The 24,832-nt window shown below is 69.4% G+C and carries 27 protein-coding genes; 19 read left to right on the top strand and 8 right to left on the bottom strand.

Features of this window, described 5'->3' with window-relative positions; all coding sequences use genetic code 11:
* The first annotated feature begins 97 nt into the window (after positions 1–97).
* The 5 genes from QSK35_RS34280 to QSK35_RS34260 all read left to right on the top strand — a co-directional run bounded on the left by QSK35_RS34280 (position 98) and on the right by QSK35_RS34260 (position 5,009).
* On the top strand, positions 98–1,114 hold the full coding sequence (locus QSK35_RS34280; RefSeq protein WP_285751830.1) for a LacI family DNA-binding transcriptional regulator: 1,017 nt from the start codon (positions 98–100) through the stop codon (positions 1,112–1,114).
* A 109-nt stretch (positions 1,115–1,223) separates the two neighbouring features.
* The gene (locus tag QSK35_RS34275) at positions 1,224–2,549 is read left to right on the top strand and encodes a hemolysin family protein (protein ID WP_285751829.1); all 1,326 of its coding nucleotides are present in this window, start codon (positions 1,224–1,226) and stop codon (positions 2,547–2,549) included.
* On the top strand, positions 2,546–3,580 hold the full coding sequence (locus QSK35_RS34270) for a hemolysin family protein (protein WP_285751828.1): 1,035 nt from the start codon (positions 2,546–2,548) through the stop codon (positions 3,578–3,580). Before QSK35_RS34275 ends, QSK35_RS34270 begins: the two co-directional genes overlap by 4 nt.
* Before the next feature lie 66 nt (positions 3,581–3,646).
* Positions 3,647–4,216, top strand: a complete 570-nt coding sequence (locus QSK35_RS34265) for a dihydrofolate reductase family protein (protein WP_285751827.1) — start codon at positions 3,647–3,649, stop codon at positions 4,214–4,216.
* 4 nt (positions 4,217–4,220) lie between these two features.
* Entirely contained in the window at positions 4,221–5,009 is a 789-nt protein-coding gene (locus QSK35_RS34260; RefSeq protein WP_285751826.1) for an alpha/beta fold hydrolase, read from the top strand.
* 325 nt (positions 5,010–5,334) lie between these two features.
* On the opposite strand, the gene QSK35_RS34255 is transcribed toward QSK35_RS34260, so the two are convergent.
* Both QSK35_RS34255 and QSK35_RS34250 read right to left on the bottom strand, forming a co-directional pair.
* Positions 5,335–5,976, bottom strand: coding sequence for an SDR family oxidoreductase (locus QSK35_RS34255; RefSeq protein WP_285751825.1), 642 nt, complete (start codon positions 5,974–5,976; stop codon positions 5,335–5,337).
* Entirely contained in the window at positions 5,976–6,698 is a 723-nt protein-coding gene (locus tag QSK35_RS34250; protein WP_285751824.1) for an acyl-CoA thioesterase, read from the bottom strand. The genes QSK35_RS34255 and QSK35_RS34250 overlap by 1 nt, the downstream gene beginning before the upstream one ends.
* A gap of 81 nt (positions 6,699–6,779) precedes the next feature.
* Between QSK35_RS34250 and QSK35_RS34245 the strand changes: the two genes are divergently transcribed.
* The gene (locus QSK35_RS34245; protein WP_285751823.1) at positions 6,780–7,199 is read left to right on the top strand and encodes a winged helix-turn-helix transcriptional regulator; all 420 of its coding nucleotides are present in this window, start codon (positions 6,780–6,782) and stop codon (positions 7,197–7,199) included.
* Here the strand turns inward: QSK35_RS34245 and QSK35_RS34240 are convergent.
* Positions 7,183–7,833, bottom strand: coding sequence for a DUF899 domain-containing protein (locus tag QSK35_RS34240; RefSeq protein WP_285751821.1), 651 nt, complete (start codon positions 7,831–7,833; stop codon positions 7,183–7,185). The two genes, QSK35_RS34245 and QSK35_RS34240, sit on opposite strands and share 17 nt — an antisense overlap.
* A 71-nt stretch (positions 7,834–7,904) precedes the next feature.
* Here QSK35_RS34240 and QSK35_RS34235 point away from each other — a divergent pair, with 71 nt between their 5' ends.
* Positions 7,905–8,378, top strand: coding sequence for a winged helix-turn-helix transcriptional regulator (locus QSK35_RS34235; protein WP_285751820.1), 474 nt, complete (start codon positions 7,905–7,907; stop codon positions 8,376–8,378).
* Here QSK35_RS34235 and QSK35_RS34230 read toward each other — a convergent pair.
* The gene (locus QSK35_RS34230; RefSeq protein WP_285751819.1) at positions 8,346–9,695 is read right to left on the bottom strand and encodes an NsdA family TPR-like regulatory protein; all 1,350 of its coding nucleotides are present in this window, start codon (positions 9,693–9,695) and stop codon (positions 8,346–8,348) included. The genes QSK35_RS34235 and QSK35_RS34230 overlap by 33 nt on opposite strands.
* Before the next feature lie 280 nt (positions 9,696–9,975).
* On the opposite strand from QSK35_RS34230, the gene QSK35_RS34225 reads away from it, so the two are divergent.
* Positions 9,976–10,443: a glycine-rich domain-containing protein gene (locus QSK35_RS34225; protein ID WP_285751818.1), complete on the top strand. Its 468-nt coding sequence runs from the start codon at positions 9,976–9,978 to the stop codon at positions 10,441–10,443.
* The gene (locus tag QSK35_RS34220) at positions 10,440–11,222 is read left to right on the top strand and encodes a phosphotransferase (RefSeq protein ID WP_285751817.1); all 783 of its coding nucleotides are present in this window, start codon (positions 10,440–10,442) and stop codon (positions 11,220–11,222) included. Before QSK35_RS34225 ends, QSK35_RS34220 begins: the two co-directional genes overlap by 4 nt.
* Here QSK35_RS34220 and QSK35_RS34215 read toward each other — a convergent pair.
* Positions 11,206–11,649: a DUF1801 domain-containing protein gene (locus QSK35_RS34215; protein ID WP_285751816.1), complete on the bottom strand. Its 444-nt coding sequence runs from the start codon at positions 11,647–11,649 to the stop codon at positions 11,206–11,208. The two genes, QSK35_RS34220 and QSK35_RS34215, sit on opposite strands and share 17 nt — an antisense overlap.
* A 33-nt stretch (positions 11,650–11,682) precedes the next feature.
* On the opposite strand from QSK35_RS34215, the gene QSK35_RS34210 reads away from it, so the two are divergent.
* The 3 genes from QSK35_RS34210 (at position 11,683) to QSK35_RS34200 (ending at position 14,277) form a co-directional block, all read left to right on the top strand.
* Positions 11,683–11,919 carry a hypothetical protein gene (locus tag QSK35_RS34210; RefSeq protein ID WP_285751815.1) on the top strand — a complete coding sequence of 79 codons (237 nt, stop codon included), beginning with the start codon at positions 11,683–11,685 and terminating at the stop codon, positions 11,917–11,919.
* A gap of 68 nt (positions 11,920–11,987) precedes the next feature.
* Entirely contained in the window at positions 11,988–12,818 is an 831-nt protein-coding gene (locus QSK35_RS34205; RefSeq protein WP_285751883.1) for a 3-methyladenine DNA glycosylase, read from the top strand.
* A gap of 10 nt (positions 12,819–12,828) precedes the next feature.
* Entirely contained in the window at positions 12,829–14,277 is a 1,449-nt protein-coding gene (locus QSK35_RS34200) for a hypothetical protein (RefSeq protein WP_285751814.1), read from the top strand.
* On the opposite strand, the gene QSK35_RS34195 is transcribed toward QSK35_RS34200, so the two are convergent.
* Entirely contained in the window at positions 14,246–15,070 is an 825-nt protein-coding gene (locus QSK35_RS34195; RefSeq protein ID WP_285751813.1) for a hypothetical protein, read from the bottom strand. The genes QSK35_RS34200 and QSK35_RS34195 overlap by 32 nt on opposite strands.
* Before the next feature lie 116 nt (positions 15,071–15,186).
* Here QSK35_RS34195 and QSK35_RS34190 point away from each other — a divergent pair, with 116 nt between their 5' ends.
* From QSK35_RS34190 to QSK35_RS34170, 5 genes are all read left to right on the top strand, one after another.
* Positions 15,187–17,271: a HAMP domain-containing protein gene (locus QSK35_RS34190; protein ID WP_285751812.1), complete on the top strand. Its 2,085-nt coding sequence runs from the start codon at positions 15,187–15,189 to the stop codon at positions 17,269–17,271.
* Between the two features lie 3 nt (positions 17,272–17,274).
* Positions 17,275–18,516 carry a poly-gamma-glutamate synthase PgsB gene (gene pgsB / locus QSK35_RS34185; protein WP_285751811.1) on the top strand — a complete coding sequence of 414 codons (1,242 nt, stop codon included), beginning with the start codon at positions 17,275–17,277 and terminating at the stop codon, positions 18,514–18,516.
* Complete coding sequence (locus QSK35_RS34180) at positions 18,513–19,001, top strand: poly-gamma-glutamate biosynthesis protein PgsC/CapC (RefSeq protein ID WP_285751810.1); 489 nt, start codon at positions 18,513–18,515, stop codon at positions 18,999–19,001. The genes pgsB and QSK35_RS34180 overlap by 4 nt, the downstream gene beginning before the upstream one ends.
* Complete coding sequence (locus QSK35_RS34175) at positions 18,998–20,041, top strand: NlpC/P60 family protein (protein WP_285751809.1); 1,044 nt, start codon at positions 18,998–19,000, stop codon at positions 20,039–20,041. Before QSK35_RS34180 ends, QSK35_RS34175 begins: the two co-directional genes overlap by 4 nt.
* A 75-nt stretch (positions 20,042–20,116) precedes the next feature.
* Complete coding sequence (locus QSK35_RS34170; protein ID WP_285751808.1) at positions 20,117–21,883, top strand: substrate-binding domain-containing protein; 1,767 nt, start codon at positions 20,117–20,119, stop codon at positions 21,881–21,883.
* A 6-nt stretch (positions 21,884–21,889) separates the two neighbouring features.
* Here the strand turns inward: QSK35_RS34170 and QSK35_RS34165 are convergent, their stop codons facing one another.
* Both QSK35_RS34165 and QSK35_RS34160 read right to left on the bottom strand, forming a co-directional pair.
* A complete protein-coding gene (locus QSK35_RS34165; protein ID WP_285751807.1) occupies positions 21,890–22,723 on the bottom strand; it encodes an aldo/keto reductase in 834 nt (277 codons plus the stop codon).
* Positions 22,714–23,694 (bottom strand): helix-turn-helix transcriptional regulator, encoded by a 981-nt coding sequence (locus tag QSK35_RS34160; protein WP_502881759.1) that lies wholly within the window; start codon positions 23,692–23,694, stop codon positions 22,714–22,716. The genes QSK35_RS34165 and QSK35_RS34160 overlap by 10 nt, the downstream gene beginning before the upstream one ends.
* 40 nt (positions 23,695–23,734) lie before the next feature.
* On the opposite strand from QSK35_RS34160, the gene QSK35_RS34155 reads away from it, so the two are divergent.
* Both QSK35_RS34155 and QSK35_RS34150 read left to right on the top strand, forming a co-directional pair.
* Entirely contained in the window at positions 23,735–24,127 is a 393-nt protein-coding gene (locus tag QSK35_RS34155; protein ID WP_285751806.1) for a DUF3224 domain-containing protein, read from the top strand.
* 7 nt (positions 24,128–24,134) lie between these two features.
* Positions 24,135–24,794: a maleylpyruvate isomerase family mycothiol-dependent enzyme gene (locus tag QSK35_RS34150; RefSeq protein ID WP_285751805.1), complete on the top strand. Its 660-nt coding sequence runs from the start codon at positions 24,135–24,137 to the stop codon at positions 24,792–24,794.
* The last annotated feature ends 38 nt before the right edge of the window (positions 24,795–24,832 follow it).

Here is a 24,832-nt window from a genome sequence, read left to right as displayed (position 1 = left end):
GCTGGAAAGCGCTTTCCGCCACGCTACGGGTGGTTCTTCACGGACGTCAACCACTGCGCGAGTTACCCTCCGTGCACCAACTGAGATGGAGGTGGTCGTGTCCGCGCGACAGGTGACCCTCGCCGAGGTGGCCAGGCAGGCGGGTGTGTCGCTGGCGACGGCCTCCCGCGTGCTCAACGGCAGCACCCGGCAGGTGAGCGACGAGCTGCGTGACCGCGTGCTCATGACCGCGGAGGTGCTCGGCTACGTCGCCAACGCGTCGGCGCAGGCACTGGCCCGTAACTCGAGCTCACTGGTCGGACTCGTCGTGCACGACATCACCGACCCGTACTTCTCGTCGATCGCCGCCGGAGTCACCAAGGTGGCCGAGGCCGCGGGCCTCGTCGTCGTGCTCGGCACGACCGGCCGCACGCCGGGCCGCGAGGCCGAGCTGCTGTCGACGTTGCGCGCGCACCGGGCCCGCGCGGTCGTGCTGGCGGGCAGCCGCACGACGGACCGCAAGGCGCAGGCGCGGCTCGCCTCCGAGATCGAGGCGTTCACCTCGCTCGGCGGCCGCATCGCGTGCGTGTCTCAGGCCAAGCTGGGGACCGACACGGTCGTTCCGGGCAACCGGGCGGGTGCCCGCGCGCTGGCCAGGGAGCTGGCCGCGCTCGGTCACAAGAGGTTCGCGGTGCTCGCCGGACCGGCCGACCTCGTCGTGACGCGCGACCGGCTGGCCGGGTTCAAGGCCGGGCTCGCGGACGCCGGCCTGGCCGCACCGACCGTGATCGACGGCGCGTTCACCAGGGACGGCGGCTACGACGCGGCGCTCGAGCTGCTCGCCAAGAAGACCAAGGCGACCTGCGTGTTCGCCGTGAACGACGTGATGGCGATGGGTGCGATGGCCGCGTTGCGCGAGCGCGGCGTACGGGTACCCGAGGACATCTCCATCGCGGGGTTCGACGACATCCCCACGCTGCGTGACACGGTGCCCGCGCTGAGCACCGTGCGGCTGCCTCTCGAGGAGATGGGCGAGCAGGCGGCGCGGCTCGTGCTGGACGGCGGGAGTGACGTTCCCCGCACCGTACGAGTGGCTGGTGAAGTAGTGCTGAGAGCGAGCACGCAGAGCAACTAGAATTCACGGCGACCGTGTAGCTGAAGTTCTTGAGGAGTTGAGCCGTCCCCGTGGGTACTGGCCCCGGCTGGCATACCAATCCGGTCCCCCTTGCTGATGGAGCAGGCCGGTGACCGGAGTCCTGTTGAGCGTGCTCGGCCTGTTGGCGGTGGTGGCCCTCACCGCGGGCACCTTCGTCGCCGTCGCCGCCGAGTTCTCGCTGACCGCGCTCGAGCGCAGCACGGTCGAGAAGCACGTCGCCGAGGTCGGCGACAACAAGGCGAAGACCATCGAACGCGCGCACCGCTCGCTGTCGTTCCAGCTGTCCGGCGCGCAGCTCGCCATCACGCTGACCACCCTGATCACCGGTTACATCGCCGAGCCCGCGATCGCGGAGCTGCTGCGGCCGGGCCTGACCGCGATCGGCGTGCCCGAGTCGTTCGCCCGCGGCCTGTCCCTGGCGTTGGCGCTGGCCATCGCCACGGCGTTGTCGATGATCTTCGGCGAGCTGGTGCCGAAGAACCTGGCGATCGCGAAGCCGCTGGAGACCGCGCGCGCCGTCGCCGGGTTCCAGGCGGCGTTCTCGTCGATCTTCCGTTGGCTGATCACCGCGATGAACGGCTCGGCGAACTGGCTGGTCCGCCGCTTCGGCGTCGAACCGGTCGAGGAGCTCGCGTCCGCCCGCTCCCCCGAGGAGCTGGGCGCGCTCGTCCGCACCAGCGCCGAGCACGGCACCCTCGACCCCGGCACGGCGACGCTGCTGGACCGCTCACTGCGGTTCGGCGACCGCACGGCCGGTGAGCTGATGACGCCGCGCGTGCGGGTCGAGGCGCTGCGGGCCGACGCGACCGTGCTCGACCTGGTCGACAAGGCCCGGCAGACGGGCTTCTCGCGGTTCCCCGTGCACAACGGCGACCTCGACGAGGTGCGCGGCATGGTGCACGTGAAGCAGGCGTTCGGCGTGCCCGCCGCGTTGCGCGCGTCCACGCCGTTGTCCGCGCTGACGCGACCGGTGCAGACCGTGCCGGAGACGCTGGAGGGCGACGCGCTGCTCGACCGGCTGCGCGCGTCCGGGCTGCAGACCGCGCTCGTCGTCGACGAGTACGGCGGTACCGCGGGCATGGTCACGCTGGAGGACGTGGTCGAGGAGATCGTCGGCGACGTGCGCGACGAGCACGACCGCGGCGAGCCGCCACCCGTGCGTCCGCTGGGCAAGGACAGCTGGATGGTGTCCGGCCTGCTGCGCGACGATGAGGTGCTGGAGGCGACCGGGTTCCCCATGCCGCCCGGTGACTACGAGACGCTGGCCGGCCTCGTGCTGGCGCGCCTGGGCCGCATCCCGGACGTGGGCGACGAGATCCGCGTGGACGGCTGGCGCGTCACCGTGATGCGGATGGACAAACACCGCGTCGCCGAGCTCCGCGTCGCTCGCATCGAGACGGCGGTGGCGTCATGAGCCTGCTAGCGATCCTGTTGTTGCTCGCGGGCAACGCCTTCTTCGTCGGCGCCGAGTTCGCCGTGATCACCGCGCGCCGCGACCGCCTGGAAGCTCTGGCCCTGCGAGGCAGCAGCCGCGCCCGCACGGCGATCAAGGCGTCGCAACAGCTGCCGCTGCTCATCGCGGGCGCCCAGCTGGGCATCACGCTGTGCTCGCTGGGCCTCGGCGCGATCGCCGAACCCGCCGTCGCGGGCCTGATCGAGGCGCCGCTGGAGGCGCTGAGCCTGCCGACCGCGCTGATCCACGGCATCGCGTTCTCCGTGGCCCTGGTGCTGGTCGTCGCGATGCACACGATCCTCGGCGAGATGGTGCCGAAGAACCTGGCCATCGCCGGCCCCGAACGGGCCGCGATCTGGCTGGTGCCCGTGCACTACGCGTTCAGCCGCGTGATCTCGCCGATCCTGTCGCTGTTCACGCATGCGGGCACGTGGGTGCTGCGCCGGTTCGGCGTGGAACCCGTGGAGGAGCTGGAATCCGCGTACACGCCGGACGAACTGGCACTCCTGATAGGACAGTCCCGTTCGGAGGGTCTGCTCGAGGACTCCGAACACCGCCGCCTGGCCCAGACCCTGTCGTCGGCCGAGCGGACGGTGGCGGACGTGCTGGTGCCGCTGGACCGCCTGACCTGCGTCTCGGCGACGCCCACGGTGGGCGAGATCGAGCAGGTCGTTGCGTCCACGGGGTTCTCGCGTTTCCCGGTGCGCTCCAACGGCAGCCTGCTCGGCTACCTGCACGTGAAGGACGTGCTGGACCTGGCCGGCTCGGCTCCGGAAACCCCGGTGCCGCGGACCCGAATCCGCGGCCTGCCCGAGGTTCCGGTCGACGCCCGCCTCGACGAGGCCCTGGCAGCACTGCGGCGCGCCCAGTCACACCTGGCGCGCTCGGTGAGCGCCGACGGTGAGCTGCGCGGCGTCGTCGCCCTGGAGGACCTGCTCGAGGAGTACGTGGGCACCGTCCGCGACGGCACGCACGTGCGCAGGTTCGACTAGGGCTTGTCGAAAACTCGTGTCCCCGATCGACGTACGGGTATGACACGAGTTTTCACGAGCGCTTCCATGTCCCTGGACGGGTTCATCGCCGGTCCCGGCGAGTCGGGCTTCGACCTGCTGTTCAACTGGTACGAGAACGGCGAGGTCGAAGTCCCGACCGCGAACCCCGAGATGACGTTCAAGGTGACCCCGCAGTCGGCCGCCTGGATCAGCGGTTACATCGGCCAGACCGGCGCGCTGATCTGCGGCCGCCACCTGTTCGACTTCACCTCCGGCTGGGGCGGGCAGCACACGCTCGGCGTGCACACCTTCGTCGTGACGCACTCGGTGCCCTCCGGCTGGGAGAACGCCGAGCACTTCACGTTCGTCACCGACGGCATCGAGTCCGCCGTCGCGCAGGCCAAGGCGCACGCGGGCGACCGCATCGTCGGCGTCAACGGCGGCACGATCGCCCGGCAGTGCCTGGACGCCGGGCTGCTCGACGAGATCTACGTCGACCTGGTGCCCGTACTGCTCGGCAGCGGAACGCCGTTCTTCTCGGAGCTGCGGAAGTCTCCGGTGTCGCTCGAAGGCCCGCTGGCCGTCGTGGAGGGCAAGAACGTCACCCACCTGCGGTACCGGGTCAAGTACAACTGAGCCCGTGTACACGGAATCGACGGTCCCGGTGTCCGCGGACATGTCGCTGTTCGTCGCACAGTCCGTGGGCGACCGGCCGCTCCTGGTGATCCACGGCGGCCCGGACTGGGACCACACCTACCTGCGGTCCCCGGTGGACAAGGTGCCGGCACATGTCGTCATGCCCGATCTCCGCGGCTGCGGCAGGTCCGGCAAGGCGGCGGAGTACACCCCGGACCTGGCCGTCACCGACCTGCTCGGGCTGCTGGACGTGTTGGGCATCGAGCAGACCGACATCCTCGGGTTCTCCTACGGTGGCATGCTCGCGCAACGCCTGACGCTGCGCGAACCGCACCGCGTCCGGAAGCTGATCATCGCGTCGAGCAGCGTCGTGCCCGTGCCGGCGGACGCGTTCGCGGGCTGGCACGAGCGCGACGAGCTGCGCAAGGCCGAGGCCGAGGTGTGGGCGTCGTACCTGACCGGCCCGTCCCTCACGCGAGCGGCCGCCTTCGCGGGCGCGCCGGCCAACGTGTGGCGCAACCTGCCGGAATACTTGCGGATTCTGGCCGGAGTGCGGTTCTCCGCGGAGTGGGTGGCGCCGTGGCTCGAGGGCCGGCTGCCGCCCGCCCGGCCGGAGAACGCCTCATCCCGGCTGGGGACGCTCGGCATCCCGATCCTGCTCCTGCACGGCAGGTACGACATGATCTTCCCGCCGCCGCCGGACGGCGTGGTGCTCGACGACGCGGGCCACATGGCGCACATCGACCAGCCGGAGCTCTGGCTACAGGCCGTCGAGGAGTTTCTGAACAGCTGATCTGCGCGCTCACTCGCCCGTCGGACTGCCTCGGCACCGGAGCTGTCCACAGGCCGCGAGTTGTCCACAGCCGGCTCACGCAGCCACTTGACAACCCGCCCGCCGCGGTAACGTCGAGACGTCGTGGCTGAGTGGCCGGTGTGGCCCCCTGGGCGGGAGGGGACCGCGTGTCGGACTTGATCGCGGAGATCAAGGGGCACGAGGGGATCCCGCACGGCGACGGGCAGGACATGCGCTACGAGCAGGAAGTGTGGGGCGTGCCCGCGAACACCATCGACAAGTGCTCGCGGGGCGGTCGGCGGCTGGACCGACCAGCGCTGTTGAGTCAGGCGACGAGACCCGCCTTGGCGGCGCGGCTGGTCTCGTCCGCCAGCACCTCGTCGCGACCCAGCACAAGTGCCTCGATCACTTGGGCGACAACGGATTCCGGCGTGATCTTCGGGGCGTCGACGTCGGCCGCCATGTCGGTGTCGATGAACCCGGCATGAACGGCCACGACCAGCGTGCCCTGCGACGCCAGCGCCTGCCGCGTGGACTTGGTAAGCGACCACGCCGCGGCTTTGGAGGCCGCGTAGCCCGAAGCACGCGGCCAGCCCACGAACGACAGCACGGACAGCACGTTGACGATCGCTCCCCCGCCGTTGCGCGCCAGCACGGGCGCGAAAGCGTCGATCATCCGAAGTGGACCGAAGTAGTTGACGTCCATTTCCGTGCGTGGATCCGGCCCGAGCACACCCGCGTTGTTGATCAGAATTGAGACGTCGCCCGCCTCCCGGACGGCGATTTCCACGGACTCCTGAGAGGTCACGTCGAGCTGGATCGGCTTCACCAGCGGATCGGTGATGGACAACGGATCACGCGCGCCGGCGCAGACGGAAGCGCCGTGCCGCGCGAATTGCCGGGCGAACTCGCGTCCCAGGCCGCGGTTCGCGCCCGTGACCAGGACCGTGGCTCCATCGATCTTCATCATGCTCCTCTCAGCACGCGCCGGGATTGGCGGGCGAGTCCCAGTAGTCGTCCCTTCTCCGCCCACACCGCGGCGTCCTCGACGGCCCAGCCCGCGGCCGCGTGATCGGTGCGGATGCGCACCAGCACCCACCCGTCGACCGGCTCATCGGATCCGAAGTGGACGGTCAGTTCCGCCGACGGCACAGGCAAGGGAGCCGTCCAGATCGCGTACAGCGCAGGCGGCAACGCGTCCACAAGCACCACGACGGCCTCGGCGTCCACCGGCCGGCGGTCGAGAAACCGCATCCACGCCACGAGTTCGGCCTTCGGTCCACCCGCTAGCGGCAGGTCCCTTGTCGCAGGACGGATCTCCAGGTGTTGCGCGAACGCGGCGAGCTCCTGCGGCGGCACGAACCGGTCGCACTCGTGCGGCGGCGGTACGCGCGGCATCGGCGTGCCCACGTACTCCGGCCCCGGCTGTTCCGGCCCGAACACCGCGCTGCCGACCAACGCGGCCCGTCCGCCCTGCACGCCGGTGAACGACGCGACGGTCGCGCCCCTCCCCTCGCGCTCGACGCGTGTCTCGAACTCCAACGGCCGATCGTCGACCGCTTCGAGGTAGTGCACGGTCAGCACCCGCGCGCGCCTGCCCGGTGGCCGCGTGGCGGCGAGTGCCGACGCCGCCAGCAGCCCGCCGTGCGCGCCCCCGAAGCCCCACCACGTCCGATCGATGACCAGCATTGCCGCTCCTGTGGGTTGGAAAATCCAACCCACTATCGACCAGCTAAGTTGGATAAGTCAACCCGCTGCTATCGTGGTCACATGGCACGCACCTGCTCGATCGCGAACGCACTGGAGGTGATCGGCGAGCGCTGGAGTCTGCTCGCGCTGCGGGAGGTGCTCTTCGGCGTGCGCCGGTTCGACCAGATCGCCGCGAACACCGGCGCGAGCCGCGACATCCTGGCCGTCCGTCTGCGCAAGCTCGTCGACGCAGGCGTGCTGGAGAAGCAGCAGTACGAGGCGCACCCGCCGCGCTACGAGTACGTGCTGACCGACGCGGGCCGCGAGCTGCACAAGGTGCTGCTGATGCTGTTGGACTGGGGCGACCGCCACGTCACACAGGGCCCGCCGCCGCTCGTGTGGGAGCACTCATGCGGCTCGCGGCTGCACGCGGACGTGGTGTGCACAAGTTGCGGCGAACCCGTGCGCCCGGAGAACCTGCGGCCTAGTACTCGTCCTTGAGCCGGACGCGCGACCACGTCGGCTCCTGCGGCCAACCTTCGGGCGAGTCCTCCCAGACCTCCTGCCGGCCGTATGGCGTGAGATCGAGCAGGTTGAAGTCCATTCGCAATCGGTCCACGCCACGGCCGTTCGTGAAGTAGGTCCGGAACACCTCGTCTCCGTCGCGCAACAAAACGCTCAACCCGAAGCCGCCGCCGAGCCCCATGTCGTCGTTGAACGCGTTGCCGTACGACGAGTACCAGGGAATCGTCCACCCGAACCGGTCGCGCACCTTCGCGATCTCGTCCTGGGGCGCCCGCGACATCAGGATCAGCCGCGTGTCGCGGGCGTTGAGGTGCACCGGGTCGCCGAGGTTGTCGGTGAAGCCCGCGCAGCCGCCGCACACGTGGTCCTGCCCCGGTTCGAGCATGTGGTGGTAGATGACCAGCTGCTTCTGACCGTCGAACAGTTCCTTCAGCTGCCGCGTCGTTCCGTCGGGCGCGGTGAACTCGTAGCTTCCGAGCCGCACCATCGGCAGCCGGCGCCGTGCCGCCGCGAGCGCGTCGGTCGCCCGCGTCAGCTCCTTTTCCTTGACTAGCAAGGCGTCCCGCTCGATCTGCCACTCCTGCGCGCTGACGATCCTCGGTCGGTTCATGACCCCTCCATCGGTAAGTTCCCTCAAGGTACTCACTTCCGTTCCCTGAGGGAACCCTCTAGGCTGAGTTCATGCAACGCACGAACTTCGGCGACATGGCGTGCTCGATCGCCCGCACGATGGACGTCATCGGCGAACCGTGGTCCCCCCTGGTCCTGCGCAACGTCTACGTGGGCATCAACCGGTTCGACCAGCTCCAGGAGTCGCTCGGCATCTCCCGCAAGGTGCTCACCGAACGCCTGAGGTGGCTCGTCGACCACGGTGTGCTCGCGCGCGAGGAGTACTCGAGCCGCCCGCCGCGCTACGAGTACGTGCTGACCGAGAAGGGCACCGAACTCGTCGACCTGCTGATGGTCATGGTCCGGTGGGGTGACCGGTGGCTGGCCCCGGACGGTCCACCGGTGCTGTACCGGCACCACACGTGCGGGGAGATCGCGCACGTCGAGCTGGTGTGTTCCGAGTGCGGCAAACCCATGCACGCCACCAATGTCGACGTGCTCCCCGGTCCGGGGTCAGGCCAAGAAGCCGGCGATCCGCTCGTCTAGGTCGGCATGCCGCCTGTTCGCCCTGCGCCGCAACGACTTCACGCGCTCGACAATCCGCGACGACGACAGCCCGCCGATCGTCTGCAACGCCTCACCGGCGACATGGTCAGCTCCGTCGTAGTCACCCAGTTCGACGTACGCGGCCGCGATGTGGATCTGCGTCTTCGCGCGTGCCGTGACGCGATGCTCTGGCAGTCCCGCGAGCGCACGTTCGAGCATCGCGACGCCCTGCTGCGGCCGACCCGTGTCGCGCAAGCACTGACCGATGTCCGACATCAGGTCGGACTCGCCGTAAAAGCTCATCCAGTCCGGTTCGTCGCCTTCCCGCTCGAACGACCGGCGCGCGTCATCGAGCGCCTTCGCGGTGCCCTTCGCGTCGCCGAGGAGGGCCAGCCCACGCGCTTCGATCGCGTGCAGGTACGCGCCGAGCGCCGGGGTGGCCCTGCCGTTGGCCACCTGGAGCGCGGACCGCGCCAGTCCAGCGGCGTTCTGCGCATCGCTCACCGCACCACTCACCTGGCCGACTTCGATGGTCACCCGGCTCATCTCCGCGAGGACGTTGGCCGCGTAGAGCCGATCCCCCGCGTGCAACGCGAGGTTGAGCGCCTGCGTGTAGTACCGCTGCCCCAATGCGTGCCGCCCACTGTCCACTGTGTTCAGTCCAGCGAGCCAGGTCGCCTGTGCGACAGCCGAGTACAGCTCCCGCCCGACCTTGTCCGAGTAAGAACCGTGCAGAGCAGCCCTCGCCTGATGGTGAACGAACTGCACCACGTGCGGTCGCGACACCCCTCCACCGTGCCGCCGGTGGAGCAGCTCGAACTGCCGCACCATCGACTTGAGCACCTCGACATCCGGCGAGCCGATGCGGGCGCCGCCTTCGTGTGACCGGTCGTGGTCGGGCGGCACGGTCAGCGCGAGCCAGGCGGGCTGGGCGAACGCCGCCGCGGTGAAGGCGGAACCCATGAGGAAGTTCCGCCGGTTCATGTCGCGCCACGAGAGTTCGACCACGATGGCGATCGTGCCAGCTGCGGTCGGCGAACAAGCGCAGCCGTCGAACGTGTCGCCGACCGGACTTCGGTCGACGAAACCGCAGTCCTCGATACCGACCTGGTAGCCGAGCCGCATGGTCAGGGCTTTCGCCACGAGTCTGGGCACCGGCCAGCGGGGCTGGGCGCCGTCGAGCATGCGCTTCACCGAGGTGGTCGTGGTGGCGAGATGCAGCCCTTCCTTCGCGCCCATCGCGATGATCGCCCGCGCCAGCGCCCCGTTGCTCAGGCCGGACTCGGCGAGCAATCGACGGAGCGCGACGTTCCCCACGACATCTGACGGTAGCCGGTCGTTAGCCTCCAAACCGGGTGAATTCGCAAGTGGGACGGAAGTGGGACCCCTGCGACGGAAGTGGCCGTGACCAGGCATCTTCTGTGACTGCCGCCAGAGCTCTCAGCCTCCTTCACTGATCGCATGGCACAGCATCCCGACGAGGTGCACCGGCGGATCAAAGAGGCTCGCGAGACGTGCGTGAGCTGGCTGGCGAGCCGGTGCCCGCCGGGCTGCACCAGGTGCGTCGAGTGGAACCGCCCGTCCGAAGGGAATCGCCGTGACTGTTCAACAAGCACACCGACTCGGCCGCTCGCTCGTGCCGATCGCACTGTTCGACCGCCTCACTGATCGGATCAGCGCTGATCACGGGTTCGAGCCGGCTCTCGCAGCACGCGTGATGGACCAGGCCCTGGTGTTCCTGAAGGCGTGCGCCGACCGGCCCGGCGCGCCGCTGTCGCCGAGCTGGCTGGTCGACGTCGGGTGGCACACGTTCCTGCTCTACACGCGGGACTACGCCGAGTTCTGCGACCGTGTGGCCGGGCGGTTCATTCACCACGTGCCGACCGATGGACCGGGCGGCACCACGCTCGACCACACCATCGAGGCAATCGGGGCTTCGGGCTTCGCCGTCGACCCCGAACTGTGGGAGGGTGCGACCTCCAAGTGCGACACCGACAAGTGCCACGGCTGCGCGAGCGGATGTCACGACGACCCGCCGCCGATCCCGCCATACCGAGCCGCATGAGGAACCGCATGCTCTGGGAAGACCTGCCCGAAGGGGTTCGCCGGGCCGTCGAGGTGCACATCGGCGAGATCACCGGAATCGAGCCGGTCACGGGTGGCGTCAACTCCGCGATGACCGTCACCGTGGACGCCGAAGCGGGCAGGTTCTTCTGCAAGGTGATCGCCGCCAACGGCCGCATGGCGTGGATGCACCGCAACGAAAGGGAGGTGCACCCGTACCTCCCTGACATCGCACCCAAGCTGCAGTGGACGGTCGAGCAAGACGGCTGGCTGATCCTGGGCCTGGAGCACATCACCGGACGCCACCCCGACCTCTCCCCCGGTTCCGCCGACATCCGGCCGGTCATCGACGCCGTCCACGACCTGCACGCCAAGCTGACGCCGTGCCCCGCGAAGGTCGCGAGCTTTGCCGAACACTGGCGCCAACTGCCGGTGTGGCAACAACTCGGGACGAGAGCCCTCGAACTCGCGGAAGGCGACACGCTGCTGCACACGGACGTGCATCCGTTGAACATCCTGCTCGACACCAGGGTGCGGGTGATCGACTGGGCATGGGCGCGTACCGGGGCGCCGTGGGTGGACGACGCGTTCCTCGCGACTCGGTTGATGATCGCGGGCCACTCACCCACCGAAGCCGAGGATCAGGTGGCCGACGTCCCCGACGAGTTCGTCGTCGCGCTCGCCGGGGTGTGGGAGCACCTCGCGCACAACGACCCCAGGCCGCACCGCCGGCGTCTCGCGCGAATCGCGCGCGGCTGGGCGGTCAGCCGGAACCTCTAGCCGACCGGTGCCGCTCCACGAACTCCTCCACCGACGTACCGGCCACCTCGTCCCCGATCACGTCCAGCGCCAGGTCGGAGGCCCGCCGGAACCGCACACAACTCTTGCCCATGTCGAGCTTCTTCCCAGACCCCGCATAGGCAGAGCGGAACGCGTCCTCCCGCGCCCCATACACGCCCATCAGGTACAGCGACAGGTAGTTCTTCTGCGCGGCCAGCGAGACATACCCGAGCGGCTGCCCGTTATAGGTCTTACCGCTCACCGACAGCGGCACGGACCACGTGATCATCCCCCACTGCATGCCCTCCTCGAACCCGGCAGGCATGCGCGCCAGCAGAACATCGCGGACGAGAGAAACCTCGTCGCGCTGAGCGTCCGACAAGGACTCCAGATACTCGGGCACCGAGGAAGCGCTGCTACGTGGCACGCACCGATTATCCAACCGGTAACCTCACGCGCCATGGGTGAGGACGAGGACTTCGACGACGCCGAGGAAGAGTTCGAGGACGAGGAGGACGACCTCTTCGCCGTCACGCCCGAGCCCCGGACGGTGTGCCACCTGTGCGGCGGCGCGGGGTTCATCGCCAGCCCGACGCTCGCCATCATCGGTGGCGCGCCGAGGACGGTCGACAACGGGCGCGAGTGCCCGCACTGTCAGGGCAGCCGCACGTTCAACGGGCTGATCCCACCCCTGTAACCTGGGCGGACGTGGAGGTCCTCACCCGCGACACGTGGCAGCAGCGCGCCGAAGAGCATCGGGCGCGCATGCGGAAGTGGACCGGGCCGCACCTGGAACGCAAGCTGCAGAAGCAGAAGCACCCGGTCCTGGACTTCCTCTTCACGTACTACTCGCACCGGCCGGTCCGCCTCGAGCGCTGGCACCCCGGACCGAACGTCGTCCTCGAGGACGCGCCCGAGTACGAAGAGATCCCGCATTACAAGACCACGAAGAACGGCGTCACGCTCGACCTGGAGAGCTTCACCGAAGCCCGCGGCAAGACGCTCGCGTTCGTGGAAGCGCTGCTCACGGCCACCCTCACCAGGCAACCACGGTTGAACTGCTTCGGGCTGCACGAGTGGGCGATGGTGTACCGCCAGACCCCCGAGCAGGTCCGCCACAACGCGTGGCCGCTGCGGCTCGGAAAGAAAACCGACGAGGTCGTCGAGAACTCCAAAATCCAGTGCGGGCACTTCGACGCGTTCCGGTTCTTCACCGAGGACGCCCGGCCGCGCAACACAATCCAGCCGACCCGGGATACGCAGACCGGCAACGAACAGCCGGGCTGCCTGCACGGGAACATGGACCTCTTCAAATGGGCGTACAAACTGGAGCCCGCCACGCCGTCGGAGCTGGTCGCCGACTGTTTCGAGCTGGCCGTGGAAATCCGGGAGCTGGACATGAAAGCCAGCCCCTATGACCTCGAAGAACTCGGCTACGCGCCGATCCGCATCGAGGATCCGCAGGGCCGGGCGGAATATGTCCGGCAACAGTCGAGGTTCGCTGAACGGGCCGAGCCGCTGCGACACCGTCTCATTTCGCTGTGTCGCGTAGTGACGCGCGGCACGTCGCACGTCGATACGACCGCCGGTCGATGATTATTCCCCCATGGGGAGAAAGCTCTCGTTCGCGTTGCTGCTGGTGCTCGCAGGCCTCAGTCTGTTCGTGCTCAAGCCGGCGGACGCCGTCACGAGGTCACAACAGCAGCTCGCGAACGAGCTGGCGCAGGCGACGGCCGACTCGGTCGCCCTCTCCGTCACCCGCCTTCAGGTCGACGCGATCGCGCCCAAGATCAACATCGAGTCGGTGGGGCGTTACCACCTGGGCGCGGTGTTGCTCGACGGCGAGACCCGCCAGCCGGTCACGGAGACCATCGGCACGGTGCCGCTGGAACAGTTGCCCGCCACCGGCGAGCTCTCGGTCACCCCGCTCAAAGGCAACGAGCTGCGGCTGCTGATCGCGGTCCCCGGCAAGGGCCGGCTGCTGGTCGCCACCGCGGCCGCCGGACTGCCGTCCGCGCCGGTCGACGACAAGCTCGAGCAAAGCCTCCGGCTGCTCGACAAGAACGGCGACGTCGTGGCCAAACGCGGCGCGAAAGGCGACCACTCGACGGCCGAAGGACGCGCGTCCGTCCCGTCCGAGTTCCTCAAGGGCTACACCATCGTCGCTTCGGTGAACGCGCCGATCCCCACTCAGCGGCCCGGTCTGGTGCCCGCGATCGCCCTCGCGCTGATCGCACCGCTGGCGTTCGTCCCGTGGCGGATCGTTCTCGTGATTGCCGTCCTGGGCTGGTCGGCGGCGATCGCGGTCACCATCGCCGCGAAACCGGCCGACCTCCCCGGTGCGACCATTGCTGCAAGCAACAGCCGGCTCAGCCCCATCGCCGACGCGGTGCGAAGCAGCCTCTGCGGCCCCGGCTTGCCCCTGGTCACCGGCGACCCCAGGGAGTTGGATCCGGCGATGCGGCTGATCGCCGAGCAGAAACAGGTCCGCACGGTGTCCCTCATCGATGCGACGGGCGCCACGGTCCTCACCGCGGGCAAGCCACCCAAACTTCCCCGGCGGAACTTCCCGGTCGCCTCGGAGACCGTGCTGGAGGACGTTCCTGGCGTAGGCCCCCTGCTCTATTACCACGGTTGGACCGGGGACAAGTCCATCACCCAAGTCACCGAGTGCGACCTCGACTCCATCGTCGACCTGCTGCGGCGTGCTCCAGGCGATGTCCGGCTCGTCGACAAGGACATGCGGACCATCGCGACCAAGCAGGGTGTGGGCACGCTCCAGCCTGTCGAGGAGTCGTTCCGCGCCGCCGCCCAGTCCGCGCTCGGCGGCAAGGTGGTGTCCAAGGTGGACAACGGCGCGGTGGTCACGGCCAGGCCGATCGAGCACGGCGGTTCCCTGTTCAGATGGGCACTGATCTCGGTCGAACCCGCGAGCGAGGTCAACCCGGTGGGCGCGATGAACCGCTGGTTCGCGTGGGGTCTGGCCGCGGCGGCCGCGCTCGTACTCCTGGTGCCCCGCCGGACTAAGGTTTCAGCCCCTTCGCCAACTGGCTGACCACCTCGTCGAGCCGGCCCGACCGGACCGAACGGCTCAGCTCGACGTGCAGGAACGTCGCACCGAGCGCAGCGGCGTCCTGCCCCTGCACGTTCTTCGTCCCCTCGAGCTTCCCGCACGCCGACTCCCACGCCCGGCACGTGTCGAAGCCCTCCAACGAAACAGCCCGTGCCAGCGGAGACACGGGCGCGGCGCCGGACGACAGCACGACGTCGGCCGAAGGCAGACTCTCGTCGTCGAACCCGTGCACCTGCACCTGCGGCACGGACCGCTCGGCCAGCAGCCGCGCCACGGCGTTGAACACCGTGTCCTCTTCGTGGGCGACGTCGACGACCTTGCGGTGCGTGCCCGTGACCAGCAGGACCGAGCCGGGCAGCTTGCGGAACAGGCCCAGGCCCACCTGCTCGGTGTCCAGGTCGGAGTTCGCGTGCGGCACCTCGATCGCCAGGCGCGTCGGCGCCGACAGGTCGATCAGGTAGAGGCCCCAGCCGCGGTCCGACGAGACGACGGCGTAGCGCCGGCCCGTCGCCGGATCGGTGTGCTCGGCGCGCGCGAACCCCGAAGGCGTCGAGCCGTCGAGCACGCCGGTGCCGAGGCGCCGCGGTGACGGCGGCGTCGCGTAGGACGCGTCCTGCGTCAGCGTCAAGGTGAACGAGGCCAGCGTCTGCGCGGGATCTGGATCGACGTCGACCGATGGAGCCGGGCCGGATCGCAGTACCACCAGCACGACAGCAAGCAGCGTGCCGACCGCGACGATCAGCAGGCTCAGCCGGGCGTTTTTCAACGTAACCATTCGTGTGGCACCCTAGCCCCGTTTGTATGAATCCCTGCACGTGACGACGACCACGCTATTAGGCCAAATGTTTTAGACGCACACCCGTTCGGCCGACGTAAATCGGCTGGGAGATGATGAAGCGTAAGCGACGACCTGCTGCTGACCTGGAGCGGCAGATCCCGGAGAGCGGATTTCCGGCCGGTGTGAAAGCACCGTCGGCGCTTCTCCTGGTGATGCTCCTCATGCTCGCCGGATTGTGTGCATTTCTTTTGCGCACGAAAGACGATGCCGCGGTTCCCGGTGCCGTCGTCGAGTCGCAGCAACGGCTTGTCGAGGGGCTCGCGCGCAGCGTCGCGGCGACCGCGGGACAGGGCGTGAACGACCTGCGCACGGCGGCCGCGGCGCCGGCGGTCACACCCGAGAACGTGCTCAAGAGCCACCCGCAGTGGCGTGGGGCGGCGATCCTGGACGGCAAGCAGACGGTCTCCGCGTTCGGCGAGCCGGTGCCGGTCGACGCGGTTCCGCAGACCGAGGACGCGTCCGTCACGCCCGTGCCCGGCGCCGAGCTGCGCATGGTCGTCGCGGTCCGGCTGCCAAAAGGCCTGCTCGTCGCCTCGATGACGGCCGGGGTGCCGTTCGCGCCGCTGGACGGCGAGCTCGAACAGGGGCTCGTGCTGCTCGACCGCAACGGCGCGGTCGTCGCCACGCGCGGCACCGCGCCCGCAAAAGAGACCAGCGACCTCCTCAAACGAGCCGCGGGCACCGACCAGCCGGGCAACGCGGTCGTGAAGGCCGATGACAAGCGCGCGGCCCTCGTCGCGCACGCGCCGGTCGCCTCGGACAACCTCTCCGGCGCGCTCGGGCTGACCGTCGCCACCACGCTCAAAGTGCCGATGTCCGACCCGGTGTCGCGCTGGCCCGGGCTGCTGCCGGCGGCCGCGCTCGTGGTCATCGCGCTGACCGGGTTCGCGCTCATCCGCGTCTGGCTGGTGTGGCCGATCCTGCGGCTACGCCGGGACGTGCTGCGGGTGGCGGGTGGCGACCTCGCCCACGAACCAAGGCGCACCCGTTCGAAGGAAGTGGGCCGGATCGCCGACGCCGTGCTGATCTGCCAGCACCGGTTGCGCCGCCGCACCCGCCGGGTCAAGCGGCCGCGCCGCGTCACCTCGTCGATCGCCGTCGTGCTCGCCGCGCTGGGCGTGCTGGGCTGGTCGGCCGCGGTCGCGCTCACCGCCGGCCGCGGTGATGTGGCCGTCCCCGACGCGGTCGTCGCGGGCAGCCACAGCCGGCTCGGCGGCACCGCGGACGCCGTGCGCCGCAGCCTCAACGACGGGCTCCGGGACGTGCTCGCGTTCGCGCACCTCAACGGCACGCAGGACGCCGGCAAGCTGGGGTCCGCGGTCGAACAGCTGGCCAAGCAGTCCCGCTACCGCAACGTGTCCGTTGTGGACCGAAAGGGCGAGCCGCTGCTCAGCGCGGGCCGCACCCGCCTGCGCGAGGTCACTCCGCCGGAAGGCGCGGGCATCCGGTTGCAGGACACCACGAGCACGGTTCCGGTGCTCTTCGCGTTCGCGCCGCTCGGCGACGGGTCGCGCGTGGTCGTCGCGGAGTACGACATCGAGCACCTGTCGAGCCTGCTCCGCCGCGCACCCGGCGAGGTGCGCCTGGTCGACGCACAACTGAAGACCATCGCGTCCACGCACGGCTTCACCGCGTTCGAGGAACTGACCGCGGAACGGCTGCGCACCAGCGCGATCGACGCCCTCGCGGGCAAGCCGACGACCGTTGTGCACGCCGGGTCCGTCGTCGCGGCGCGCGCGCTCGAACGCGATGGCAACGAGCTCGGCTGGGCGGTGGTCTCCGCCGAACCGGCGAGCGCCCTCGATCTCGCGGGCAACGCCGAGCAACGCGGCGCGCTGCTCGTGGCCCTGGTCGGCGTGATCCTGGCGTTGCTGCTGTTCGGCTGGCACCACCTGGTGCTGGTCCGGCCGTTGCGCCGGCTCGCGGCCGCGGCGGACCGGCTGCGCAACGGTCACACCGGCGACACGATCTTCCCGCAGCGCCAGGACCAGATCGGCACGATCGCGTGCTGCCTGGAGATCTGCCGCCAGGCGCTGGTCGACGGTGTCGGCCGGCTCGGGTCCGTGCGCAGGCCGCGCGGCGCGGCGACCGACGTGACCGAGCTGATGCCCGCGATCGACGAACCCGCGAGGCGCTGAGCCGTGGTCTTCCTGTTCACCGTGTTCGCGCTCGCGTGCCTGGCGTTGCTCGTCGCCGGGATCCTCGAGCAACGCCGGCACTACGCCAACCTGGAACGGATCCCGACACGGGTGCTGGTGAACGGCATCCGCGGCAAGAGCTCGATCACTCGCCTGTGCGCGGGCGCGCTGCGCGGCGGCGGGCTCGTGACGGTCGCGAAGACGACCGGCACCGCCGCGCGGTTCATCCACCCCGACGCCAGCGAGGAGCCGGTCTACCGCAAGTTCGGCATCGCCAACGTGGTCGAGCAGATCGGCATCGTGCGCCGCGCCGCCGCCTACCACCCCGACGCGCTGGTGATCGAGTGCATGGCGGTCATGCCGGACCTGCAGGAGATCAACCAGACCAAGCTGATCCGGTCCACGATCGGCGTGCTGTGCAACGTCCGCGAGGACCACCTCGCCGAGATGGGGCCCACGCTCGACGACGTCGCGCGCTCGCTGTGCCGGTCCATGCCGATCGGCGGCATCTGCGTCACCGCCGAGAAGGATCGCCTGCACATCCTGAAAGAGCAGGCGGCGCGCCGGAACTGCGAGCTCATCGCCGTGGACCCGGAATCCGTGACCGACGAGGACATGGCCGGGTTCGGCTGGATCACGTTCAAGGAGAACGTCGCCATCGCGCTCAAGGTCGCCGAGCTGCTCGGGGTGAACCGCAGGCTCGCGCTCGCCGGCATGTGGTCCGCGCCGCCCGACCCCGGCGTGCTCGCCGTGACGCACCACCGGTCCGGGCGCAAGCACGTGCGGCTGGCCAACGTGTTCGCGGCCAACGACCCCGAGTCGACGCTGATGAACATCGAGCAGCTACTCGGCCAGGGCGCGATCGCCCGCCCGCTGCACGTCGTGATCAACTGCCGGCCCGATCGCGTCGAGCGCAACGGGCAGATGGGCACACTGATCCAGCGCATCGGCCCGGACCGCGTGCTGCTGATCGGTGAGCCGACCCGCAGCGCCCGGACCGAGATCCACGCGGACTGGCAGCGGTCCGTGGTCGACCTCGGCGGCCGGCGCGCCGCCGGGGAGCTGGTACAAGCGCTGTTCGAGGGCATCCGCGACGAGGCGTCCGTCGTGACGATCGGCAACATCCACGGCCAGGGCGAGCTGCTGCTGGAGGCGTTGCACCCGCTCGAAGTCCAGGAAGCTCGGGAACCAGCTGAGTACCGGCCACGACGCCTGCTCGCCGACCCGGAGAGGAGCCGCCGGTGAACACCGCCGGCCAGTTGATGCTGCCTGGGGTCATGACCCTCGCGCTCGCGATCGGGCTGGTGTTCTCGCTGGTCTGCTACCTGACGACGAACCTGTCGCCGGGCGGCATGATCACGCCGGGCTGGCTCGCGCTGACGCTGGTGACCGACTACCGGCACGCCGCGATCATCGTGCTGATGACCGCGTTGACCTACGGCGTCACACGGCTGCTGCAGCGCGTCGTCATCCTGTACGGCAAGCGCCTGTTCGCCGCGGTCGTGCTGACCGCGGTGCTGCTGCAGAGCGCGCTGTTCCTGATCTTCCTGCGCAACGCGCCGCTGCTGTTCGTCCACCAGACGCTCGGCTTCGTCGTGCCCGGCCTGATCGCCTACCAGCTCGTGCGCCAGCCGCCGCTGGCCACGATCATCGCGACCTCGACGGTCAGCTTCGTGAGCTACGGCGTCGTGATGAGCGGCGTGCTCGTCGGTCTGGTGCCGCCGCTATGAGGCGAAACGGCAAGTCGTGGCCACGCTGGGCGCGCATCATCGTGCTCGTCGCGGTGATCGCGCTCTCGGGTGCCGCCGTCGTCTACATCGGCGCGCGTAAACCGGCGCCGGACCTGCCGAAAGCCGTTCCGCTGGAGCAGAGCTCGCCGGCTCCGGCTTTGTCCACGTCGGCATTGCGGTTCGAACGCGTGGACGGGCCGCCCCGGACGGTGGTGCGGGACGAACGCGGTGCCGTGGTGGCCACCCTGACCGACGGCGCCCGCACGGCGACGATCATCGGGCCCGCCCGGACCTTCAAGGACCCGAAGTTCACCCCCGCGCAGATCGACTCGACGGTGTGGGTACGGCTGCTCGACCAGCCGTGGGTCGCGGGTGCCGAGCAGGCTGAATGGTTCCGGCCGTGGCTGGACCGCGTGCGCGCCGACCAGAGCCCGGACGCGCTGGCCACCGCCATGCAGTACGTCGACGGCGCACCTGCCGAGAGCGACGCCAAGTCCGTGCGGTTCCGCGGCGACGCGGCGTTCGGGCCGGTCGCGGCGAGCGGCGCCGGCCGGCTGGAGCAGTCCGACTTCCAGGACTACCTGGGCGTTTCGTGGACGTTCCCGGACGCGGGCACGCGCAAGCCGAAGCCGGCGCACTCCGGCGCGCTGGACTGTTCGGGGTTCGTGCGCATCGTCTACGGCTACCGGCTCGGCTTCCCGCTGCTCGGCAACAACGACGCCGGACCGGGACTGCCGCGCCGGGCGTACGCCATCGCCGAGTCCGCACCGGGCGTCGTGCTCGTGCCCAACCGCAAGCAGCGCGTCACCGACTACGCCGTGCTCCAGCCCGGTGACCTGGTCTTCTTCGAGGTCGAGGACGCCGACGACCAGCTCGACCACGCCGGCATCTACCTCGGCGTCGACTCCACCGGTCATCACCGGTTCGTGTCCAGCCGGGAAAGGGCCAACGGTCCGACGTTCGGCGACCTCGGTGGCACATCGTTGCTGGACGACGGCGGTATGTACTCGCGCGGGTTCCGTTCGGCCCGTCGTATTTGATTTCACGTTTCCCGTACTTCTTCACCTGTTAGCGTGACGGACGGTCGTCGGGGGCCACCGGAGAAAAGGGAGTCGATGTCTCGACACCGCACGCTGCGGGCGAAGGTGCGGCGCGGAGTCGCGAAATGGCCGGTTGCCGTCGTGGTGGTCGTGGTCCTGCTCGGCCTCGGCTACGTCGCTTACAACTGGGTGAGCGGCATCGTCGCCGACCGGGCCGCCGCGCAGGCGAAGAACTGCAGCGAAGGCCCCGCCCTGCTGCGCATCGCGGCGACGCCGACGATCGCCGACTCGGTCGTCGAGGTGGCCAAGGCCTGGAGCGCCACCCGACCGGTCGTCTACGACCACTGCATCCAGATCGAGGTCAAGTCAGTCGAGTCGCAGGTCGTCGTCGAGGGCCTCACCACGACGTGGGACGAGGGCAAGCTCGGCGGCCGGCCGCACGCGTGGCTCCCCGACTCCTCGCTGTGGGCGAACCGCCTGGCCGCGCAGAACCGGGCGCTCCTCGGTGGCGCCCCGAAGTCAGTGGCGACCTCACCCGTGCTGCTCGCGGTCCCCGAGGCCGGCGCGCAGGCGTTGATGACGGGCAACAGCTTCCGGTGGACCGACCTGCCGGACGTGACGAGCTGGGAGAAGTACGGCCAGAAGGACTGGGGCCGCTTCAGCGTGGCGATGCCCGACCCGGCGCTGAACACGGCGACCGCGCAGGCGATCCAGTCGGCTCTCGCGGGCGCCTCGCCGACCGGCAAGGGCCCGGTGACCGCCGACATGCTGGCCCTGGGGCCGGTGAAGTCCACGATGAGCAAGCTCGCCGCGGCGCAGGGTTCCTTCTCCGGCAACACTTTCGACGCGCTGCAGAAGCTCGCGGAGAACCCCGCGGTCAACAGCGCGGGGTTCAGCGCGGTGCCGGCGTTCGAGGTCGATCTCTACCGGTACAACGTGGGCAAGGCGCGCAACCAGGCCCCGGCGAAGGCGCTGTCGGGCGTCGCCGCGGGCGGACCGACCCCGGTCGCCGACTTCCCCTACGTGGCGCTGGCCGGTGAGGGCGTCGGCGAGGCGGAAGCCCGTGCGGCGCAAGCGTTCCGTGAGTTCCTGATGGAACCCGACCAGCAGCGCACCCTGTCGCGAGCCGGCCTGCGCGTCGAGTCGTCGAAGGAACACCCGAACCCGTCCCCCGGCGTTCGCTGGGCCGTGACGACCGAGTACCTGGTACCCGCCGACGAGAACACCACCCAGCAGATCACCGCCGCGTGGGCCACCGCGGACAACGGCGGCCAGGTGGTGACGCTTCTGGTCGACGTGTCCGCCTCCATGAAGGAGCCCGGTGGGGACGGCAGGTCCCGGCTCGACTGGCTCAAGGCGGCGCTGAAGGGGCAGGTGGACCGGTCGGTCTCGGGTTCCCTGGGGCTGTGGGAGTTCTCGAAGGGCGTCGACGGCGACAAGGCCTACAAGCAGGTGGTCGCGACCGGACCGGTCGGCGATCAGCGAGATGCCCTCGTGCGCGGAATCGACACCTTGCAACCCGTGTCCGCCACGCACCTGTACAGCAGCCTCGCGGCCACCTACGAGTCGGCGCAGAAGAACTTCCAGCAGGGCAAGCCCAACCGGATCGTCGTGATCACCGACGGCCCCAACGACGGCGGGATCGACCTGCAGGCGTTGAAGGACAAGCTGAAGGAACTCAAGAAGAACGACGTGCAGATCAGCTTCATCGCGATCGGGTCGGAGCCGCAGCGGCAGCCGTTGACCGACATCGCGAAGTCGACCGGCGGGACCCTTTCCGTCGTGGAGGACGGAAAGGGTATCGAGCCGGCCCTGGGTCAGCTGCTGTCCGAACAGGCCTGACGGCACTCAGGCGGAGTTGAACCGGTCCGGATCCGGGCCGGTGCGCGTCCCGTTGTCGAGCTCGTTGATGACGGCCATGTCGTCCGGCGCGAGCTCGAAGTCGAAGACCTCGATGTTCTCCTTGATCCGGTACGGCGTGACGGACTTGGGGATCACGACGTTCCCGAGCTGAACGTGCCACCGCAGCACGATCTGCGCGGGCGTCTTGGCGTACTTGTCCGCCAGACCGCGAATAGCGGTGTCGTGCAACAGCTCCCCGCCGCGTGCGAGCGGGGACCACGCCTCGGTGGCGATGCGGTGCGTGACGTGCACCTTGCGCATCTCCTCCTGTGCCAGCAGGGGATGCAGTTCGATCTGGTTGACCGCGGGCGTCACGTCCGAGGAGTCGAACAGCCGCTGCAGGTGTTCGGTGTGGAAGTTGGACACGCCGATGGCGCGCACGCGGCCGTCGGCGTAGAGCTTCTCCAAGGCCTTCCACGTGTCCACGTAGAGGTTGCGCGCAGGCGTCGGCCAGTGGATGAGGTAGAGGTCGAGGACGTCCAGGCGCAGCTTGCGCATCGACGACTCGAAGGCGCGCAGCGTCGAGTCGTAGCCCTGGTCCGAGTTCCACAGCTTCGTGGTGATGAAGAGTTCGTCGCGCGGGATGTCGGTGGCGGCGATCGCGTCACCGACACCGGACTCGTTGCCGTACGCCGAAGCCGTGTCGATGCTCCGGTAACCGGCGTCGAGGGCGGTCCGCACCGCGCCCGCGACCTGGTCCTGCGGCACCTGGAAGACGCCGAAACCGAGTTGGGGGATCCGTACTCCGTTGTTGAGCCCGATCAGTGGAACTACTCCCATGCACGCAGCTTTCCATCTCCGTAGACGGACTGCATCGCCGAGATCGTCGCCATCATCTGCTCGCGCAGTTCGGCGGGTGCCACGACCTCCACGTCCGCGCCGAGTCGCAGCAGGTCGGAGTGGGCGTGGCGGAGCGACTCGGTCGGGAAGCCGAACTCCTCCCCCGGTTTCGGATCGAGCTCCTGGATGACCCTCCTCTGGTGCCCGGTCAGCAGGTAACCCGACTTGCGCAGCCCCTCGGCCGACATCCGCACCCGGACGCGAGCCCCGTACAACGTGCTCTCGAACCGCTCGGACCAGGCCGTCCAAAATGCACTGAGGTCGAAGTCCTCGGGACGTTCGAAGGTCTCGTCGAGCTCTCTCAGTTCAAGCACCCGCGACACCCGGTAGGTCCGCGGCTCGGGGCCGCCGACGAAGTACCAGACCCCGGCCTTCAGCACGAGGCCGAGCGGCTCGATGTCCCGTTCCACCTCGATGGCCGAACCACCCCACCGCTGGTACCGCAGGTGCAGCCGCCGCTGGTTCCACACCGCCTCGGCGATCACGCCCAGGTGCGGCGGGGTGTCCTGCCCGCGGAACCACGACGGCGTGTCGAGGTGGAACCGCTCGCGGATGCGCGACGCCCGCGACCGCAGCTCCGGCGGCAACGCGGCCATCAGCTTGAGCTGCGCGGCGGCGACGACCGTGCCGAGCCCGAGCTCGGCGGCGGGACCGGGCATCCCGGCGAGGAACAACGATTCGGCTTCCTCCGAGGTCAACCCGGTCAGCCGCGTCCGGTAGCCGTCGAGCAGCTGGTACCCGCCGGCGGGCCCGCGGTCGGCGTACACGGGCACGCCCGCCGCCGACAGCGCCTCGGCGTCGCGGTAGATCGTGCGGACGCTCACCTCGAGCTCGTCTGCCAGCTCCTGCGCGGTCATGCGGCCGCGCGACTGCAGCAGGAGCAGCACCGACAACAACCGGCTGGCCTTCACCTGACACATGTTGTCAGGTATTCGTTGGATGGTGGGCGCCATGAAGGCAACCGGAACCATCGAAGTGCAGAGCTGGGACGAGCAGACGTGGGACGGCCGCCCGTACACCGAGGTGAGCGGCGCGAAGCTGACCATGGCGGTCGTGACGTTCAAGTACACGGGCGACATCGAGGGCACAGGCACCTGTCGCTACCTGATGTCGTACGACAGCGACACGTCGTGCGAGACCGTCGGCCTGGAGGAGATCACCGGCCGCATCGGCTCGCGGTCGGGCACGTTCGTGCTGCGGCACGTGGGGGCTTACCGGGACGGCAAGGTCACCGGAAGCTTCGAGGTCGTCGGCGCCTCGGGCGAGCTGGCGGGCATGCGCGGTGCGGGCGGCGCCGAGTGGGCGGAGACTACTGCCACGTTCACGCTGGAGTACGACGTGTGAGGTAGCGATGACCAATGCCGCCATCTACGACGAGACCAAGCAACGGATCACGGACCTGGTGCGCGGCCGGGACGCGTCGCTCCCGGTCGACGCCTGTCCGGGGTGGTCGGTCAAGGACGTGGTGGCTCATCTCGGCGGCGGCCTGCGCGACTTCGTCGACCGCCGCTTCGACGGCGTCGAGTCGGGCGAGTGGGGCGAACGCCAGGTGCGCGACCGCCGCGACAACTCGCTCGACGACGCGTTCGCCGAGTGGAGCTCCAACCGCGAGCTGGCCGCCCCGCTGTTCGACACGCCCATCGGCTCGACCCTGATCACCGAGGTCGTGATGCACGAGCACGACCTCCGCGCGGCGCTGGACACCCCCGGTGAACGGGAGAACGTCGCCGTGCGGTCCGCGCTGACCAAACCGTTGCAGCAGCTGGACAAGCGCATGCGCGAGAACGAGGTGCCCGCGCTGCGGATCGTGCTCGAGCACGGTGAGCGCGTCGTCGGGGCGGGCGAGCCCAAAGGCACGCTGACGGCCTCGTCGTTCGAGCTGCTGCGGGCGATCGGCGGGCGGCGCAGCGCCGACCAGATCAAGGACATGGAGTGGGAGGGCGATCCGGACGTGTGGATCGCCTCCTTCGCCCTGTTCGGCAAGCACCGGGACACCGACTTCACCGAGTAAGTCTTGACAAGGCACGGTCCGAGGCGGACCGTGCCTAA

Origin of the sequence: Lentzea sp. NBRC 105346 (genome assembly GCF_030269605.1) — a bacterium.
Classification (GTDB): domain Bacteria; phylum Actinomycetota; class Actinomycetes; order Mycobacteriales; family Pseudonocardiaceae; genus Lentzea.
The sequence above is the reverse complement of the archived record's forward strand: the minus strand, read 5'-3'. Positions and strand labels throughout refer to the sequence as shown.